19 protein-coding genes are annotated in these 17588 nt (G+C 67.0%); 9 read left to right on the plus strand and 10 right to left on the minus strand.

The features are described from left to right. The first annotated feature begins 19 nt into the window (after positions 1–19). The 8 genes from BWQ93_RS14695 to BWQ93_RS14730 all read left to right on the plus strand — a co-directional run bounded on the left by BWQ93_RS14695 (position 20) and on the right by BWQ93_RS14730 (position 8328). Positions 20–1111 carry a Zn-dependent alcohol dehydrogenase gene (locus tag BWQ93_RS14695; RefSeq protein ID WP_077031206.1) on the plus strand — a complete coding sequence of 364 codons (1092 nt, stop codon included), beginning with the start codon at positions 20–22 and terminating at the stop codon, positions 1109–1111. Next, positions 1108–2175: a phosphotransferase family protein gene (locus tag BWQ93_RS14700; protein WP_077031207.1), complete on the plus strand. Its 1068-nt coding sequence runs from the start codon at positions 1108–1110 to the stop codon at positions 2173–2175. Before BWQ93_RS14695 ends, BWQ93_RS14700 begins: the two co-directional genes overlap by 4 nt. After that, positions 2172–2933: an SDR family oxidoreductase gene (locus BWQ93_RS14705; protein WP_077032436.1), complete on the plus strand. Its 762-nt coding sequence runs from the start codon at positions 2172–2174 to the stop codon at positions 2931–2933. The genes BWQ93_RS14700 and BWQ93_RS14705 overlap by 4 nt, the downstream gene beginning before the upstream one ends. Beyond that, positions 2930–3736 carry an SDR family NAD(P)-dependent oxidoreductase gene (locus BWQ93_RS14710; RefSeq protein ID WP_077031208.1) on the plus strand — a complete coding sequence of 269 codons (807 nt, stop codon included), beginning with the start codon at positions 2930–2932 and terminating at the stop codon, positions 3734–3736. The genes BWQ93_RS14705 and BWQ93_RS14710 overlap by 4 nt, the downstream gene beginning before the upstream one ends. 11 nt (positions 3737–3747) lie before the next feature. Continuing rightward, entirely contained in the window at positions 3748–4695 is a 948-nt protein-coding gene (locus BWQ93_RS14715) for an aldo/keto reductase family protein (RefSeq protein ID WP_077031209.1), read from the plus strand. Next, positions 4692–5894: a serine hydrolase domain-containing protein gene (locus tag BWQ93_RS14720; RefSeq protein ID WP_077031210.1), complete on the plus strand. Its 1203-nt coding sequence runs from the start codon at positions 4692–4694 to the stop codon at positions 5892–5894. Before BWQ93_RS14715 ends, BWQ93_RS14720 begins: the two co-directional genes overlap by 4 nt. A gap of 19 nt (positions 5895–5913) precedes the next feature. Next, positions 5914–7947: a 3-hydroxyacyl-CoA dehydrogenase NAD-binding domain-containing protein gene (locus BWQ93_RS14725; RefSeq protein ID WP_077031211.1), complete on the plus strand. Its 2034-nt coding sequence runs from the start codon at positions 5914–5916 to the stop codon at positions 7945–7947. A 144-nt stretch (positions 7948–8091) separates the two neighbouring features. After that, positions 8092–8328 carry a hypothetical protein gene (locus BWQ93_RS14730; protein ID WP_077031212.1) on the plus strand — a complete coding sequence of 79 codons (237 nt, stop codon included), beginning with the start codon at positions 8092–8094 and terminating at the stop codon, positions 8326–8328. A 101-nt stretch (positions 8329–8429) separates the two neighbouring features. Here the strand turns inward: BWQ93_RS14730 and mmsB are convergent, their stop codons facing one another. The 10 genes from mmsB to BWQ93_RS14780 all read right to left on the minus strand — a co-directional run bounded on the left by mmsB (position 8430) and on the right by BWQ93_RS14780 (position 16601). After that, positions 8430–9305 (minus strand): 3-hydroxyisobutyrate dehydrogenase, encoded by an 876-nt coding sequence (gene mmsB, locus BWQ93_RS14735; RefSeq protein ID WP_083720921.1) that lies wholly within the window; start codon positions 9303–9305, stop codon positions 8430–8432. A gap of 1 nt (position 9306) precedes the next feature. After that, entirely contained in the window at positions 9307–10089 is a 783-nt protein-coding gene (locus BWQ93_RS14740; protein ID WP_077031213.1) for an enoyl-CoA hydratase-related protein, read from the minus strand. A gap of 14 nt (positions 10090–10103) precedes the next feature. Then, a complete protein-coding gene (locus tag BWQ93_RS14745; protein WP_077032438.1) occupies positions 10104–10448 on the minus strand; it encodes a YunG family protein in 345 nt (114 codons plus the stop codon). Continuing rightward, positions 10445–11491 (minus strand): enoyl-CoA hydratase/isomerase family protein, encoded by a 1047-nt coding sequence (locus BWQ93_RS14750; RefSeq protein WP_077031214.1) that lies wholly within the window; start codon positions 11489–11491, stop codon positions 10445–10447. The genes BWQ93_RS14745 and BWQ93_RS14750 overlap by 4 nt, the downstream gene beginning before the upstream one ends. A 180-nt stretch (positions 11492–11671) precedes the next feature. Then, positions 11672–12817 (minus strand): acyl-CoA dehydrogenase family protein, encoded by a 1146-nt coding sequence (locus BWQ93_RS14755; RefSeq protein WP_077031215.1) that lies wholly within the window; start codon positions 12815–12817, stop codon positions 11672–11674. Between the two features lie 2 nt (positions 12818–12819). Beyond that, positions 12820–13233, minus strand: coding sequence for a RidA family protein (locus BWQ93_RS14760; protein WP_077031216.1), 414 nt, complete (start codon positions 13231–13233; stop codon positions 12820–12822). After that, a complete protein-coding gene (locus BWQ93_RS14765; protein ID WP_232314617.1) occupies positions 13226–13534 on the minus strand; it encodes an I78 family peptidase inhibitor in 309 nt (102 codons plus the stop codon). Before BWQ93_RS14765 ends, BWQ93_RS14760 begins: the two co-directional genes overlap by 8 nt. Before the next feature lie 28 nt (positions 13535–13562). Further along, the gene (locus BWQ93_RS14770; protein WP_077031217.1) at positions 13563–14114 is read right to left on the minus strand and encodes a hypothetical protein; all 552 of its coding nucleotides are present in this window, start codon (positions 14112–14114) and stop codon (positions 13563–13565) included. A gap of 47 nt (positions 14115–14161) precedes the next feature. Next, positions 14162–15097, minus strand: coding sequence for a polysaccharide deacetylase family protein (locus BWQ93_RS14775; RefSeq protein ID WP_077031218.1), 936 nt, complete (start codon positions 15095–15097; stop codon positions 14162–14164). Positions 15098–15107: 10 nt separating this feature from the next. After that, positions 15108–16601 carry a CoA-acylating methylmalonate-semialdehyde dehydrogenase gene (locus tag BWQ93_RS14780; protein ID WP_077032440.1) on the minus strand — a complete coding sequence of 498 codons (1494 nt, stop codon included), beginning with the start codon at positions 16599–16601 and terminating at the stop codon, positions 15108–15110. A gap of 95 nt (positions 16602–16696) precedes the next feature. Between BWQ93_RS14780 and BWQ93_RS14785 the strand changes: the two genes are divergently transcribed. Continuing rightward, positions 16697–17584 (plus strand): LysR family transcriptional regulator, encoded by an 888-nt coding sequence (locus BWQ93_RS14785; protein WP_077031219.1) that lies wholly within the window; start codon positions 16697–16699, stop codon positions 17582–17584. The last annotated feature ends 4 nt before the right edge of the window (positions 17585–17588 follow it).

Here is a 17588-nt window from a genome sequence, read left to right on the forward strand (position 1 = left end):
CGGTCTGAGAGGACAGTTCATGACCAAAGCCGCCATCCTGATCGAAGCCGGCCAGCCGCTGTCGATCGAGACCGTCCAGATCGCCGATTGCGGCCCGCACGAGGTGCGCATCCGTACCGCCGCGTGCGGCCTCTGCCATTCGGACCTGCATTTCATCGACGGCGCCTATCCGCACCCCCTTCCGGCCATTCCCGGCCATGAGGCGGCGGGCATCGTCGAGGCGGTCGGCAGCGAAGTGCGCATGGTCAAGGTCGGCGACGCGGTCGTCACTTGCCTGTCGGCCTTCTGCGGCCACTGCGAATTCTGCGTCAGCGGCCGCATGTCGCTGTGCATGGGCGGCGACACCCGCCGCGCGCCCGGCCAGCCGCCGCGCATCACGCGCCCCGACGGCTCGCCCGTGAACCAGATGCTGAACCTCAGCGCCTTTGCCGAGACGATGCTGGTGCACGAACATGCCTGCGTGCGCATCGACCCCGACATGCCGCTCGACCGCGCCGCGGTGATCGGCTGCGCGGTGACCACCGGCGCGGGGACGATCTTCAACGCGTGCAAGGTGACCCCGGGCGAGACCGTCGCGGTCGTCGGCTGCGGCGGCGTCGGCCTCGCGACGATCAACGCCGCGAAGATCGCTGGCGCGGGGCGGATCATCGCCGCCGACCCGGTGCCCGAGAAGCGCGCGCTGGCCATGAAGCTCGGCGCGACCGATGTCGTCGACGCGCTGTCGGACGACGCCGCGAAGCAGATCCTCGAGATCAGCAAGGGCGGTGTCGATCATGCGATCGAGGCCGTGGGGCGCCCGGCCTCGGCGAGCCTCGCGGTCGCGTCGCTGCGCCGCGGCGGCACCGCGACGATCCTGGGCATGATGCCCTTGTCGGAGAAGGTCGGGCTCAGCGCGATGGACCTGCTCAGCGGCAAGAAATTGCAGGGCGCGATCATGGGGGGCAACCGCTTCCCCGTCGATATCCCGCGCCTCGTCGATTTTTACCTGCGCGGCCTGCTCGACCTCGACAGCATCGTCGCCGAGACGATCCCGCTCGAAAAGGTCAACGAAGGGTTCGAAGCCATGAAGAAAGGCGATGCCGCGCGGTCGGTGATCGTGTTCGACCAGTGACGCTCGACGCGCAAAAGGCCTTCAGCGGCACCGTCGCGCCTGAGGGCGCCGATGTGCTCGACGAGGCGAAGCTGACGGCGTGGATGGAAGCGCATGTCGAGGGGTTCGAGGGCCCGCTGACGCAAGGCAAGTTCGCCGGCGGCCAGTCGAACCCGACCTACAAGATCTCGGCGCCGTCGGGCAATTATGTCCTGCGCCGCAAGCCCTTCGGCCCGTTGCTGCCTTCGGCGCATGCGGTCGACCGCGAATATAAGGTGCAGGCGGGGCTGTATAAGACGGGCTTCCCCGTCGCGCGCCAGTACGGCCTGTGCACCGACGACGAGGTCGTCGGCAGCTGGTTCTATGTCATGGGGATGGTCGACGGGCAGACGATCTGGGACGGCGCGATGCCGGGGTCGACCCCCGAGAACCGCCGCGCGACGTACGAGGCGATGATCGACACGCTCGCCGCGCTGCATTCGGTCGATGTCGAGGCCGCCGGGCTGTCGGATTTCGGCAAGCCCGGCAATTATTTCGGGCGCCAGGTCGACCGCTGGACCAAGCAGTACCGCCTTTCCGAAACCGAGACGATGGACGAGATGGAGCAGCTGATCGCCTGGCTGCCCGCGACGCTGCCCGAGCAGACGCGCACCAGCGTCGTCCATGGCGATTACCGCATCGACAATATGATCTTTGCGAAAGACCGGCCGCAAGTGCTCGCGGTGCTCGACTGGGAGCTCTCGACGCTGGGCGATCCGCTCGCCGATTTCACCTATGTCGCGATGGCGTGGGTGACCGAGAATGGCGGGCGCTCGGGGGTCGAGGACCTCGACCGCAAGGCGCTGGGCATCCCCGAATTGGACGAGATGGTCGCGCGCTATTGCGCCGCCACCGGCCGCACCGGCGTGCCCGACATGAACTGGTATTTCGCGTACAACTTCTTTCGCCTCGCCGGGATCATCCAGGGGATCAAGAAGCGCGTGATCGACGGCACCGCCTCGTCGCAGCACGCGCGCGACATGTCCGAGCGCGTCCGCCCGCTCGCCGAAAAGGCGTGGGCCTTCGCGAAGAAGGCGGGCGCATGAGCCTGTTCGACCTGAGCGGCAAGGTCGCGATCGTCACCGGATCGTCGCGCGGCATCGGGCGCGCGATCGCCGAGGAATATGCCGATCATGGTGCCAAGGTGGTCATCACCAGCCGCAACCTCGAGCCATGCGAAGAGGTCGCCGCGGCGATCAATGCCAAGCATCCCGGCCATGCGATCGCGATATCGTCGAGCCTGTCGTCGAAGGAATCCTTACAAGCCATGGTCGACTCCGGGCGTGCCGCCTTCGGCCCGATCGACATCCTCGTCTGCAACGCGGCGTCGAACCCGCATTACGGCGCGATGGAGACGATCAGCGACGAGGCGCTGCGCAAGACGCTCGACCATAATATCGTCGCGCAGCATTGGCTGATCACGATGGTGGTGCCCGGCATGCGCGAGCGCAAGTCGGGGTCGATCATCCTGGTTTCGTCGATCGGGGGGCTGCGCGGCACCGCGATCATCGGCACCTATGCGATCACCAAGGCCGCCGACATCCAGATGGTCAAGAATCTGGCGCGCGAGTTCGGGCCGTCGAACATCCGGATCAACGCGATCGCGCCAGGGCTGGTGAAGACCGATTTCGCCAAGGCTTTGTGGGAAAATCCTGACAATCTGAAGGCGTCGGTGTCGAACGCGTGTTTGGGCCGCATCGGCGAGCCGCGCGAGATCGCGGGCGCGGCGGTGTTCCTGGGCTCGGAAGCGGCGAGTTTCATGACCGGGCAGACGGTCGTGCTGGATGGAGGTGTGGTGGTATGAGCGGAGCGTTGGACGGCAAGGTCGCGATCATCACCGGCGCCGGGTCGGGCATCGGCCGCGCGAGCGCGCTGCGCTTTGCCGCCGAAGGCGCGAAGCTGGTGCTCGGCGACAAGACCGCCGCGGTGCACGAGACCGCCAAGGCGGTGCAGGACGCGGGCGGCGAGGCCGTCGCGCTGGAGATCGACGCGGGGGTCGAAAGCGACGTCGCGTCGCTCGTGAGGGCCGCGCAGGAGACATTCGGCGGGCTCGATATCGCCTTCGCCAACGCCGGGATCATCGGCGACATGGGCGGCATTTTCGACTTCGACCCTGGCGCCTGGGCCGAAACCTTGCGCGTCAATTTGATCGGCCCGGCGCTGATGGTGAAGCACGCCGGCAAGGCGATGGTCGACCAGGGTCGCGGCGGCGCGATCGTGCTGACCGCGAGCGTCGCGGGGATCAATTCGGGCGCGGGTCCGGGGGCTTATTCGGCGTCGAAGGCGGGCGTCATAAACCTCGCCAAGACCGCCGCGCAGCAGCTGACCACCAGCGGCGTGCGCGTCAACGCGATCTGTCCGGGCCTGACCGAGACGGGGATGACCAAGCCGACCTTCGATTATGCGAAGGCCAAGGAGGTTACCCACAAGCTGGGCCAGCTCAATCCGCTGAAGCGCGCGGCGCAGCCCGAAGAGCTCGCCAATGTCGCGCTCTTCCTTGCGAGCGACCAGGCGAGCTATGTCAACGGACAGGCGATCGCGGTCGACGGCGGGCTCACCAGCTCGCACCCGGTGACGCGCCAGCTATTGGGCCAGACCTCACACTGAGGAGAGACACGATGCAGTATCGGCAGCTTGGCGACAGCGGGATCGAGGTTTCGGCGATCTGCCTCGGCAGCTGGCTGACCTATGGCGTGGGGGTTGACGACAGCGCGGGGCGTGCCTGCGTCGATGCGGCCTTCGATGTCGGGATCAACTTCATCGACACGTCGAACATCTATGGGCGCGGCGCGGCGGAGAGCTTCCTCGGCGACGTGCTCAAGGACCGGCCGCGCGATTCGTACGTGCTCGCGACCAAGCTCTTCTTCCCGATGACCGACACCGACAAGGGGCTGTCGGCTGTACAAGTGGCCAAGCAGATCGACGCCAGCCTGCAGCGGCTCCGGACCGACTATGTCGATCTCTACCAATGCCATCGCTACGACCCCGACACGCCGCTCGAGGAGACGATGCAAGCCCTGAGCGAAGTCGTGCGCAGCGGCAAGGCGCGCGCGATCGGCTTTTCCGAATGGTCGCCCGAGCAGATCGAGGCCGCGGTCGCGCTCGCCCCGCCCAGCGTCAAATTCGTGTCGAGCCAGCCGCAATATTCTCTGCTCTATCGCCGCGCGGAAAAGAAGGTCATCCCGATCAGCATTGCGAACGGCATCGGCCAGATCGTCTGGTCGCCGCTCGCGATGGGGGTGCTCAGCGGCAAATATGCGCCGGGCGCCACCCCGCCCGCGGGCACGCGCGCGGCGGGCGACGATGCGGCGTTCATGAAGCTCTATATGACCGACCAAGTGCTCGAAGCGGTGCAGGCGCTGCAGCCGGTCGCCGACAAGGCGGGCTGTACGATGGCGCAACTCGCGATCGGCTGGGTGCTCGCGCAGCCGGGCATCACTAGCGCGATCGTCGGCGCGAGCCGCCCCGAACAGTTGCGCGAGACGGCCAAGGCCGCCGATCTGGCGATCGACCCCGCGCTGCTCGCCGAGGCGGCGGCCATCCTCGAAGGAGTGCGTGTTTCGTGAGTCAGGGTTTCGATAGCGCAAGGCTCGACCGCATCCCGGCCTTTCTGCAGGCCAAATATGTCGGCCCCGGCCGCCTGCCGCACGCCGCGACCCTCGTGTCGCGGCACGGCGAGGTGGTGCACCAGTCGTGCGTCGGCGAGGCCCGCCCGGGCGAGGCGCTCAAGGAGGATGCGATCTTCCGCATCGCGAGCATGACCAAGCCGGTCACCAGCATCGCCTTCATGATGCTGGTCGAGGAGGGCAAGGTCGCGCTCGGCGATCCGCTCGTGAAGTTCTGCCCCGAGTTCCGCGACACCGGCGTGTTCGTCGCGGGGGGCGGCAACATCCCCTTCGTCACGCGCCCGCCGGCGACGCCGATCCGCATGGTCGACCTGCTGCGCCATACCTCGGGCCTGACCTATGGTTTCCAGGAGCGCACCCCAGTCGACGCCGCCTATCGCAAGGCGCGGATCGACGATTTCGACGCGGCTTACACGATGGACAGCTTCATCGAGGGGCTCGCCAAGATTCCGCTGCAATTCGACCCCGGCGCGCACTGGAATTATTCGATGGCGACCGACGTGCTCGGCGCGGTGGTCGAGCGGATCGAGGGCAAGCCGTTCGCCGAAGTGCTGCAGGAGCGCATCTTCGGTCCGCTGAACATGGTCGATACGGGCTTCAAGGTGCCCGCCGACCAGCAGCACCGCCTCGCCGACGCCTATGCCTTCGATCCGGCCGAGAAGATGAAGGTCTTCGACAGCGGCGCGACGAGCCGCTGGGCCAAGGACCGCAGCTTTCATTCGGGCGGCGGCGGCCTCGTCTCGACGCTCGCCGACTATCACCGTTTCTGCCTGATGCTTCTCGGCGGCGGACAGCTCGATGGCACCCGCATCGTCAGCCGCAAGACGCTCGCGCTGATGACCGCGAACCATCTCGTCGGCGGCGGCGACCTCGTCCAGCATAGCGTCGGCATCTTTTCGGAGGCCGAAAATGCCGGGGTCGGCTTCGGGCTCGGTTTCGCGGTGACCGAGCATCCGGCGCAGACGCTGACCCCCGGGTCGGTCGGCGACTATTATTGGGGCGGCATGTTCTCGACCGGCTTCTTCGTCGATCCAGTCGAGCAGATCTGCTCGGTCTTCATGACCCAGCTGATGCCCTCCTCCACCTATCCCGTGCGGCGCGAGGTCAAGACGCTTGTCCACGCCGCGCTCAACGATTGAACCCTTCAAGGAGCCAGATATGTCCGAAGAAACCCCGAACAGCGTCACGATGGAAAAGGACGGCGAAGTCGCCGTCGTCATCGTCAACAACCCGCCGGTCAACGCGCTGAGCTGGCACGTCCGCGAGGGGCTCGCCAATCACTTCGCCGCGGCGCTCGCCGACGACAATGTCAAGGCCATTGTGCTGCGCTGCGACGGCGCGACCTTCATCGCCGGCGCCGACATCAGCGAATTCGGCAAGCCGCCGCGCGGCCCCGATTTCAACGCGGTGCTCAACAGCATCGAAGCAGCGACCAAGCCGGTCGTCGCCGCGATCCATGGCACGGCGCTCGGCGGCGGTCTCGAAACCGCGCTCGTCTGCCATTATCGCGTCGCAGTACCCTCGGCGAAGCTCGGGGTGCCCGAGGTGAAGCTCGGCCTGCTCCCCGGTGCGGGCGGCACGCAGCGCCTGCCGCGCGTCGTCGGCGTCGAAGCCGCGGCGACGATGACCTCGACCGGCGATCCGGTCCCCGCGCCCAAGGCGAAGGAACTCGGCTTGGTCGACGAACTGGCGGGCGAGGACAGCCTTGCCGCCGATGCGATCGCCTTTGCACGCGCGAAGATCGCCGACGGCCCGCGCCCGACGCGCGAACGCGAAGTGTTCGGCGATGTCGCGATCATCGAGCAGCTCAAGACCGCCAACGCCAAGAAGTGGCGCGGCTTCGAGGCGCCCTATGCGAACCTCGCCTGCGTCGAGGCGGCGACGCGGCTGCCCTTCGAGGAAGGCCTCGCCTTCGAGCGCCAGGAATTCATGAAGCTTATGTTCGGCAGCCAGTCGGCGGCGCAGCGCCATATCTTCTTCGCCGAGCGTCAGGCCGCGAAGATCGACGGCCTGCCCAAGGACACCGCGCTGCGCGACGTCAAGAAGGTCGGCGTCATCGGTGCCGGCACGATGGGCGGCGGGATCAGCATGAATTTCCTTCAGAAGGGCATCCCCGTCACCATCGTCGAGATGCAGCAGGAAGCGCTCGACCGCGGCACCGGCGTGATCCGCAAGAATTACGAGGCGTCGGCCGCCAAGGGCCGCTTCAAGCCCGAGCAGGTCGAGCAAATGATGGGGCTGCTCACCCCGACGCTCAACATCGAGGATCTCGCCGACTGCGACCTGATCATCGAGGCGGTCTATGAGAATATGGACGTGAAGAAGGAGATCTTCGCGAAGCTCGATGGCATCGCCAAGCCCGGCGCCATCCTCGCGTCGAACACCAGCTATCTCGACATCGACGAGATCGCGACCGCGACGAGCCGCCCCGGCGACGTGCTCGGCATGCATTTCTTCTCGCCCGCCAACGTCATGAAGCTGCTCGAAGTCGTGCGCGGCGACAAGACCGCGCCTGACGCGCTGGCGACGGCGATGGCGATCGGCAAGAAGATCGGCAAGGTCGCGGTGGTCGCGGGCGTGTGCGACGGCTTCATCGGCAACCGGATGCTCAAGCCGCGCCAGGTCGAGGCGATGAACCTGCTGATGGAAGGCGCGACGCCGCAGCAGATCGACAAGGTCCATGTCGATTTCGGCATGCCGATGGGGCCGTTCCAGATGAGCGACCTTGCCGGCGTCGACATCGGCTGGCACCGCGACCCGACGCGCATCGAAAGCATCCGCGACGCGCTCGCCGCCAAGGGCCGCTGGGGGCAGAAGACCGGCAAGGGCTTCTACGACTATGACGAGAAGCGCAATCCGTCGCCGAGCGCCGAGGTCGCCGAGATCATCGAGGACTTCCGCCAGCATTCGAACAAGGCGAAGCGCGAGATCAGCGATCAGGAAATCATCGAACGCACGCTCTATCCGATGGTCAACGAAGGCACGCTGATCCTGGCCGAGGGCAAGGCGCAGCGCGCGTCGGACATCGATGTCGTGTGGATCTATGGCTATGGCTGGCCGGTCTATCGCGGCGGCCCGATGTTTTGGGCGGGGCTCGAAGGCACCGACAAGATCGTCGCGGCGCTGGAGAAGCATGGGTTTGCGGTCGCGCCGCTGCTCAAGGAAAAGGCCGAGGCGAAGAGCGGGTTCTAAGTCGCTCGCCCGAAAGGATGACAAGGCCGCCTGTCCCACCCTGGGGCGGGCGGCCTTTTCTTTGCCCGCAATGCCGGTCGGCGGCGGCGCCCATAGTGCGATTCAAGGTTAAAGCCGTGGCAACCGCTGCCGTTAGGGCTGAGCATGAACGCCATGTCCTTAATCGCCATCCTTCTGCTTACCGGAAGCACCGCCGCCTCGGCGCCGGTCTCGGCACCGCAGGCGAGCGCGGTCGGCATCGCGCGGGCGCGGATCATCGCACCGGCCGAGGTGCGGCGGGTCGACGGGCGGCTGGAGGTTCGTACCGGCGAGCGCAAGGCGCCGACGCAGGTGCACCGGGGCGAGCGGAAAGATGGCGGCGAGACCGCCGACTTCTACTAGCCCACTCCCATCCGTTCGTGTCGAGCGAAGTCGAGACACGCCAGCACATCGCCAGACGCATCTCGACTTCGCTCGATGCAAACGGGGTGGGGTTGTGAGGTCTAGGCCTGCAAGGTCTGGATGATCGCCGAGAAGTCGCGGCCATCCTTGTCGGCCTCAACGAACGCCTCATACAGCTCGCGCGCTTTCGATCCCATCGGCACATCGGCATCGACGCTCGCCGCCGCCTCCATCGCGAGGCGGAGGTCCTTGAGCATCAGCCCCGCGGCGAAACCGCCGGCATAGCCGTTATCGGCGGGGGTCACCGGGCCGACGCCGGGAAGCGGCGCATAGCTGGTCAGCGACCAGCATTGCCCCGACGACACGCTGGCGATGTCGAAGAATTTCTGCGGATCGAGCCCGAGCTTCTGCGCGAGCGCGAGCGTCTCGCACGTCGCGATCATCGACGCGCCCAGCAGCATGTTGTTGCAGATCTTCGCGCCCTGTCCCGCGCCCGCGTCGCCCGCGTGAATCACCGCCTTGCCCATCGCGGCGAGGATCGGCTCGGCGCGTGCGAAACCCTCGTCGGTGCCGCCGACCATGAAGGTCAAAGTGCCGGCGTTGGCGGCAGCGATGCCGCCCGAGACCGGTGCATCGACCGCAACGAGACCCTTGGCGGTTGCGGCCGCGATATTCGATCGCGCGGTCGCGACGTCGATCGTCGAGCAATCGAGGAGCAAGGTGCCCGGCGCGGCGTTGGCGAAGACGTCGCCTTCATAGACGCCCGCGACATGCTTTCCCGCCGGGAGCATCGTCACCACCGCTTCGGCGCCAGTGACGGCTTCGGTGGCCGATGCGGCGCGGGTGCAGCCCGCCTCGACCGCGCGGGCAAGCGCTTCCTCGCTGAGGTCGAAGGCGCGGACCTCATGGCCCGCCTTGGCGAGATTGGCAGCCATGCCGCCGCCCATATTGCCGAGTCCGATAAATGCGATTTTCATGTCACCGCCCCTTCCACACGCCTTCGCGCTTTTCGATGAAGGCGGCCATGCCTTCGGCCTTGTCCTCGGTCGCGGCGAGGATCTGGAACAGCCGGCGTTCGTAGATCAGCCCCTGGTCGAGCGAGGTCTCGAACGCGGCGTTGACCATGTCCTTGTTCACCATCGCGGCCATCGGCGGCATCGACGCGATGAGCGTGGCGGTCTTCACGGCTTCCTCGACCAGCGTCTCATGCGCGACGACGCGCGCGACGAGGCCCGAACGCTCAGCTTCGGCTGCGTCCATCATGCGGCCGGTGAGGCACATTTCCATCGCCTTCGCCTTGCCGACCGCGCGGGTCAGCCGCTGCGACCCGCCCATGCCCGGAGCGACGCCGAGCTTGATTTCGGGCTGGCCGAATTTCGCCTTCTCCGACGCGATGATGAAGTCGGCCATCATCGCGAGTTCGCAGCCGCCGCCGAGCGCGAAACCGTTGACCGCGGCGATCCACGGCTTGCGGACCTTCTTCACGAAGTCGCTCGTCCATTTCGAGAAGAAGTCCTCGAGGTAGAAATCGGCGGCGGGCTTGTCGGCCATTTCCTTGATGTCAGCGCCCGCGGCGAAGGCTTTGTCGCCCGAGCCGGTGAGCACCGCGCAGCGCTGGCTGTCGTCGGCTTCGAAGGCGGCGAAGGCGGCGATCAGGTCGTCGAGCACGCCCGAGTTCAGCGCATTAAGCGCCTGCGGGCGGTTCAAGGTCACCAGCGTGACAGCCCCGCGCGTTTCGACGAGGAGGGTTTCATAAGTCATGGTCTTGTCCTGTTTCAGCGGTTGGCGTCGATGTTGCGCAGCAGCTGTTGCAGCTGCGCCGGCGTGGCATGGTCATACGCCTCGTCGATCGACGTCAGGCGATTGTCATAGGGAATGGGCTCGTCGAACTGATCGGCCGCCAGATCCCAATAGCGTCCGTCGATCCGGTTGTAGAAATGCGTGCCGCCCTTGGTCGCGGTCTTGACGATATCGCCGCCGAAATGATGGTGGACGGCGAGCGCGGTGACGGCGCACTGGTTGCGGCAGGGGTTCGCGGGGTCGAACGGATCGCCGATCGTCTCGGCCGACCAGCTGTGTTTTACCGCATGATAGAGCGCGATCGGGTCGGCGAAGCTCATAGCGGCGTCCATTCTTCCTGCGCGGGCAACGGCTCGAAGATCGCGGCGATCAGCTCGTCGCTCACCCCTTCGGCCGTCGCGGGATTCCATTGCGGCTTATTGTCCTTTTCGACGATCACCGCGCGCACGCCCTCGGCGAAGTCGGGGCGGGTGAGCACACGGCTGCCGATGCGATACTCCATCGCCATGTTCGCGGCGAAATCGGGCAGGCTCAGGCTGTCGGCAAGCTGGCGCAGCGCGACCTTGCAGGTCTGGGGCGATTTGGTGCGCAGCGCGGCGAGTTCCTTCGCCGCCCATTCGCCGGGGTCGGCTTCGAGCGCGGCAAGGATGTCCTCGAGCTTGTCGGAGGCGAAGAGCCGGTTGATGTCGGCGATATGCGTCAGGATCTTCGCCTCGGGCGGGGTGGCCGACAATTCGCCAAGGATGCCGCCGATGCGGTCGGGATGCTCGGCGATGCGCGCCTTGGCCTCGGCGAGCTTGTCCACCGGGAGATAATGGGTCGCGAGGCCGAGCGCCAAACATTCGGCGCCGTCGAGCCGCGCGCCGGTGAGCGCGAGGAAGGGGCCGACGCGCCCTTCGAGCCGCGAGAGATACCAGCCGCCGCCGACGTCGGGGAAGAGGCCGATCCCCGTCTCGGGCATGGCGAGGCGGGTGTTCTCGGTCGCGACGCGATATTTGGCCGGCAGCGCAATGCCGACCCCGCCGCCCATGGTGATCCCGTCCATGAAGGCGACCACCGGCTTGGCGTAGGTGAAGAGCAGATGGTTGAGCTGATATTCGTCGTGAAAGAAGCGGCGGCCGGAGACGCCGTCGTCGGTCAGCGCCGAATTCCGCAGGAAGGCGATGTCGCCGCCGGCGCAGAAGCCGCGACCTTCGCTATGGTCGAGCAGCACCGCCTGCACCGCAGGATCGTCCTTCCACGCGACGAGTGCGTCGGTCATGGCATGGACCATGTCGAGGTTCAGCGCGTGGATCGCCTTGGGGCGGTTGAGCGAGAGGCGGCCGATGGCGCCTTGCTGTGCGACGAGAACGTCTTCGGTCATAAGCCCTCTCAAAACCTTCTCCCGTCGGGAGAAGGATATGGAGCCTTACCGGCTTGCCGGTTAGGCGGAGTTGGATGAGGGGTTGCGTTCTATCGTTGGCAACCATCCCCTCACCCAGCTGCGACTAGCGAGCAAGCTCGCAAGTCTGCGCAACCCTCTCCCGACGGGAGAGGGGAAATCCTATTGCCGCAACAAATCCCGTCCGACGATCATTCGCATGACCTGGTTGGTGCCTTCGAGGATCGAATGGACGCGCAGGTCGCGCCAGAAACGCTCGATCGGATAGTCGCGCAGATAGCCATAGCCACCGAACAATTGCAGCGCGTCGTTGACGATCTTGCTGCCATTGTCGGTCGCGAGGCGCTTCGCCATTGCCGAGAAGCGCGACTTGTCGGGGGCGTTGGCGGTGACTTTCGCCGCGGCGAGATAGAGCAAGGCGCGCGAGGCTTCGAGGTCGGTCGCCATGTCGGCGAGCATGAACTGGGTGTTCTGGAAATCGGCGATCGGTTGGCCAAACTGCTGGCGGTCCTTGGTGTAGGCGATCGCCTCGTCGAGGCAGCGCTGCGCGCCACCCAAGGAGCAGGCGCCGATGTTGAGGCGGCCGCCGTCGAGCCCCGCCATCGCGAAGCGGAAGCCGTCGCCCTCGGCACCGACGAGATTTTCGACCGGCACGCGGCAATCCTCGAAGATCACCTGCGCGGTCGGGGAGGCGTTCCAGCCGAGCTTCTTCTCGGGCGCGCCGAAGCTGAGGCCGGGCGTGTCCTTTTCGATGACGAGGCAGGAGATGCCCTTCGACTTTTCCTCGCCGGTGCGGACCATGCAGACATAGATGTCGTTATAGCCGGCACCCGAGATGAACTGCTTGGTGCCGTTGAGCACATAATGATCGCCGTCGCGCTTCGCCGTGGTCTTGAGCGCGGCGGCGTCCGAGCCCGAACCAGGTTCGGTCAGGCAATAGCTCGCGATCTTTTCCATGCTGACGAGGTCGGGCAGGAAGCGCGCCTTGACCTCGGCGCCGCCGAAGCGGTCGATCATCCAGGTCGCCATATTGTGGATCGAGACATAGGCGGATGTAGCAGGACAGCCATAGGCCATCGCCTCCATGATCAGCGCCGCTTCCAATCGGCCGAGCCCGATGCCGCCCGATTCCTCGGCGACGTAAATCGCGCCGAAGCCGAGCTCGCCCGCGGCCTTCCACACCTCGACGGGATAATGGCTTTTCTCGTCCCATTCGGCCGCGAAGGGCGTGATGCGGTGGGCAGTGAACTTGCGCGCCATGTCCTGGATGGCGAGCTGGTCGTCGGTAAGCTGGAACTGGTCGGTCATGGTCATTTCTCGATGAGGATGGCTTCGGCTTCGATTTCGACTTTCCACTCGGGGCGGATCAGCGCCGGGATGACGAGCATCGTCGAGGCGGGGCGGATATCGCCGAACATCGCGCCATGCGCGCGCCCGACGAGGTCGGCGTCGGCGGGGTCGGTGATATACATGCGGGTGCGCACGACATCGGCGGGCGTGCCGCCGAGCGCTTCCAGGGCCTCACGGATGATCGTCAGGCAGCGCGCCGCCTGGGCGCCCGCATCGCCGGGAGTCGAGCTGCCGTCGGGCTCGATCGGCGCGCAGCCGGCGACGTCGATGCGATTGCCGACGCGTACCGCGCGGCTGTAGCCGTAGACGGGCTCGAACGGCGACGCCGAACTATGGTTGCGACGCCCCCCCGCCGCCGCGCCCGAATCAGCCACAGCTGACCCGTTCGATCTTCATCGCGCCGTCGTAGGAGACGGTGAGCCGGTCGGGGCGATAGTCCATCGTCACCGCCATGCCCGGCGCGACCCAGCGCAGGGTGCGTGCGCCGGTGGCGCGGAGGAGCGCGGCGCCGGTTTCGGCGGTCGCGGTCTGCCCAACGAAGCTCTGTCCGGCGTCGCCGTTGCACGCGGCCTCGGCGGGCGGGGGCAGCGGGGCGGGTTCGGCGCCGCCGTCCATCGCCTGGCAGGCGGCGAGCGGCAGCAGGGCTGCGGCGGCGATCCAGCGAAACTCCATCATCTGTCTCCCTTGTCCAAATCGGGCCCGGTCAGGCCGCACAGCGCGTATAGCGCATCGCATTCGCCGCGGCACCCTCGCCATAGTCGCGGCGGACGAGCGTCTTGCCGCCATCGGCGATGCTGAGCATCATCAGCCGGTCCCAATCCATGCCTTCGCCGCTGAACTTGTAATCGGCGACGATGCGGTTCGCGCTGCGTTCGCGGACGCGCGCGAGTTCGCCGTGCGATTCGTGGAAGCGCAGGTTCGCGGCGTCGATGACGAGCGCGGTGAGGTCGGTGCCGGGGCGCTTCGGGCAGTCGGCGGCATTGAGCGCCCAGCGCCCCTGGATCGCGGCGGGGATCGCCTTTTCGCCGCTGCCGATGCCCGCCTCGACGGCGGCGGGCGGCTTCATCGCGGGATCGGGCTGATACTCCTCGGCGGGGGTCGGTTCGGGCGCGGGAGGCGGCGGCGCGGGTTCGGCGTCGGTCGCGGGCGCGACGCTCGCCTTTTCCTCGGGCGCGGCCTTGTCGGCGCTATCGCCGCAGGCGGCGAGCATCAGCATGCCGCCTGAGAGGAACAGGGGAAGCAGGGTGCGGGTCATTATCTTTCTCCTTTGCCGGGAGAAATGCGCAGGCGTCGGGACGAGTTTCATTTGTCGCCGCCTTCGTGGAGCACCTGCCGCTCAAATTCGGCGGTCGCGAGGCGCGTGTCATTATAACGATACCAGCGCGGCGCGGGCAGGCCTTTTTCCCACGCCAGCGCCTCGGTCAGCGTGCCCTGTGCCGACGGCACGTCGGGCATGAGCGCGCCGATCGGGTCGGCATAGGCGGTGTCCGCGCTGACCACGGTCCAGCCGGCCTTGCGGAGCGCGCGGACGAGGTCGCCGATGTACAGCGCGGCGAGGTCGGTTTCGTGGAGCAGCAGCATCTGCACCGGCTGGCGACCGATGACCTGCTGCATCAGGCCGTCCGAATGATCGGCGGCCTCGACATGCCAGGTGACGTAGAGCCGCCCGAGCGCGTCGCGGTCGATCGTCTTGCCTGCCTTCGCGGCCTGGATCGTCAGCGTTTCGAGGTGCCAGTCCGAGGACTCGGCGGTGACATAACCGTTGCGCAGGCCGCGTGTCGCGAGGCCCGCGCGCAGCGCGTCGCGCTTGACCTTGTCCTGGCCGCCCTCGTCGAGGAAGGGGAAGCGGAACCAGGGGCGATAGCCGGGGCGACCCTTCAGCCAGGCCTCGGCCTTGTCGATATCGGCGAGATAGGCCTCGGCGCTGGTGGCGTTCAGGTGCGGGTGGCTGAAGCTGTGGTTGGCGATGACGTGCCCCGCCGCGACATAGGCGGCGAGCCGTTCCTCGCCGCCGACCCCGTCGCCGCGCCCGAGCGCGCCGGGGTTGACGAAGAACACCGCCTGCGGTGCCTCGGCCGCCTTCAGTTCGGCGATGATCCGTTCGGTCCGCTCGTCGGGGGTGAAGAAAGCCCCGCGCCCGCGCGGCGCGTCGTCGAACGACAGTGCGATCAGCTTCTGCGCCGCCGCCGGAACCGGCAGCAGCAACAAGATCAGGAGGGGAAGGAGCAGCCGGCGCAACAACGCCGGCTTATCCCATCGTCGGGATGACGAAGGCGTTGCCGCCGTCGGGCGAGCCGTCGGGCCAGCGCGCGGTGATCGTCTTGACCTTGGTCCAGAATTTGACGCCTTCCATGCCGTGCTGGTTGGTGTCGCCAAACGCCGACCGCTTCCAGCCGCCGAAGCTGTGATAGGCGACCGGCACAGGGATCGGCACGTTGATGCCGACCATGCCGACATTGACCCGCGCGGCGAATTCGCGCGCGGCATGGCCGTTGCGCGTGAAGATCGCGACGCCATTGCCGTACTGGTGCTTTGAGGGCAGCGACAGCGCGGTCTCGAAATCGGGGGCGCGGACGATCTGCAGCACGGGGCCGAAAATCTCTTCCTTGTACGATTCCATGTCGGTGGTGACATGGTCGAACAGGGTCGGGCCGATGAAGAAGCCCTTCTCGTGCCCCTGCAGGCTGAAGCCGCGGCCGTCGATCACCAGTTCGGCGCCCTCGTCGGCGCATTTCGCGATCCAGCCCTCGACCTTTTCCTTGTGCGCCTGCGTCACCACGGGGCCGTAATGCGCCTCGGCATCGGTCGACACGCCGACGCGCAGCGCCTCGATCGCGGGGATCAGCTTGGCCTTGAGCCGCTCGGCGGTCTCGTCGCCGACGGGGACCACCACCGGGAGCGCCATGCAGCGTTCGCCCGCCGAGCCGAAGGCGGCGCCGGCGAGGTCGTTCACCACCTGATCGAGATCGGCGTCGGGCATGACGATGCCGTGATTCTTTGCGCCGCCCATCGCCTGCACGCGCTTCCCGTTGGCGACGCCGCGGTTGTAGACATAATGCGCGATGTCCGACGAGCCGACGAAGCTGACCGCGCCGATGTCGGGGTGGTCGAGGATCGCGTCGACCATTTCCTTGTCGCCATGGACGACCTGGCAGATGCCCTCGGGCAGCCCGGCTTCGAGGAAGAGTTCGGCGAGGCGCACCGGCACGCTGGGGTCGCGCTCGCTGGGCTTGATCAGGAAGGCGTTGCCCGTCGCGATCGCGACGCCCGACATCCACAGCGGGATCATCGCGGGGAAGTTGAACGGGGTGATGCCGGCGCCGATGCCGATCGGCTGGCGCATCGAATAGACGTCGATGCCCGGGCCCGCGCCCTGCGTATATTCGCCCTTGAGCACATGCGGGATGCCGCAGCAGAATTCGATGACCTCGAGGCCGCGCTGAATGTCGCCCTTCGAATCGGCGATCACCTTGCCATGCTCGGACGAGAGCAGGTGCGCGAGTTCGTCCATATTGGCTTCGACGAGGCGCTTGAATTCGAACATCACGCGCGCGCGGCGCTGCGGGTTGGTCGCGGCCCAGGCGGGCTGCGCCGCCTTCGCCGCGGCGACCGCCTTTTCGAGGAGCGCCGCGTCGCCGAGCGCGACCTCGGCCTGCACGCCGCCGCTGTTGGGGTCGAACACCGGGCTGGAGCGCCCGCCGCCACCGACACCGCCGACGATGAGATGGTCGATCTGTCGCATCATGAGTCTCCCGAAATTGCTGCCGCTGCCACAGCCGAGTTGCGGGCCGATTGCAAGGGATAGACTTGCAGGACGATGCTGCATATTTGCAGGACATGGACTGGGATAAGCTGCAATATTTCCTGACCGTCGCGCAGCAGGGCACGCTCGCGCGCGCCGGGCAAGCCTTGCAGGTCGATGCGACGACGGTCAGCCGGCAGCTGAGCGCGCTCGAGGCGTTGCTGCAACAGACTTTGTTCGAACGCGCGCCGGGCGGTTTCCTTTTGACGGCGACCGGCCGCGCGCTCGTCCCCCATGCCGAGGCGATGGCGGCGGCGGCGGCGCGCATCCGCTCGGTCGGCGAGGACGGCGCGGCGCTGTCGGGGCAACTCCGCGTCAGCGTGTCCGAAGGATTCGGGAACAGCTTCATCGCGCCGCGCCTCGCGGGCTTCGTCGCCGCGCATCCCGAGCTCGAGATCGACCTCGTCGCCTCGTCGGGCTTCCTCAATCCGTCGCGGCGCGAGGCCGATATGGCGGTGCTGCTCGCGCGGCCGCGCAAGGGCCCGCTGATCACGCGCAAATTGTCCGACTACAGCCTCGGCCTTTATGCGCCCGCGAATCGCACCGACTGGCAGGAAGCGGTCGCCGCGACGCCGCTGTCGCGCGCCGGGGTGCCGGTGATCGGCTATGTTCCCGACATTCTTTACGCGCCCGAACTCGACTATCTGGGCGAAATCGAGCCGGGGCTGCGCGCCGGGGTGCGCTCCTCCTCGATCCTCGCGCAAAGGCGGATGATCGCGGGCGGCGCGGGAGTCGGCGTTTTGCCCTGCTTCCTCGCCGCGGGCGATCCCGCGCTGGTGCGCGTGCGCCCCGAGCAGGTCATCGCGCGCGCCTTCTGGCTGGCGCTCCACCGCGACGTCGCCCCGCAACCGCGCATCCGCGCCTTCATCGACTGGCTCGATGGCGAGGTGCGCGAGAGCCGGGGGCTGTTCGTGCCGGGGTAATCCT

It is taken from the genome of Sphingopyxis sp. QXT-31, assembly GCF_001984035.1.
In the GTDB taxonomy this organism is placed as follows: domain Bacteria; phylum Pseudomonadota; class Alphaproteobacteria; order Sphingomonadales; family Sphingomonadaceae; genus Sphingopyxis.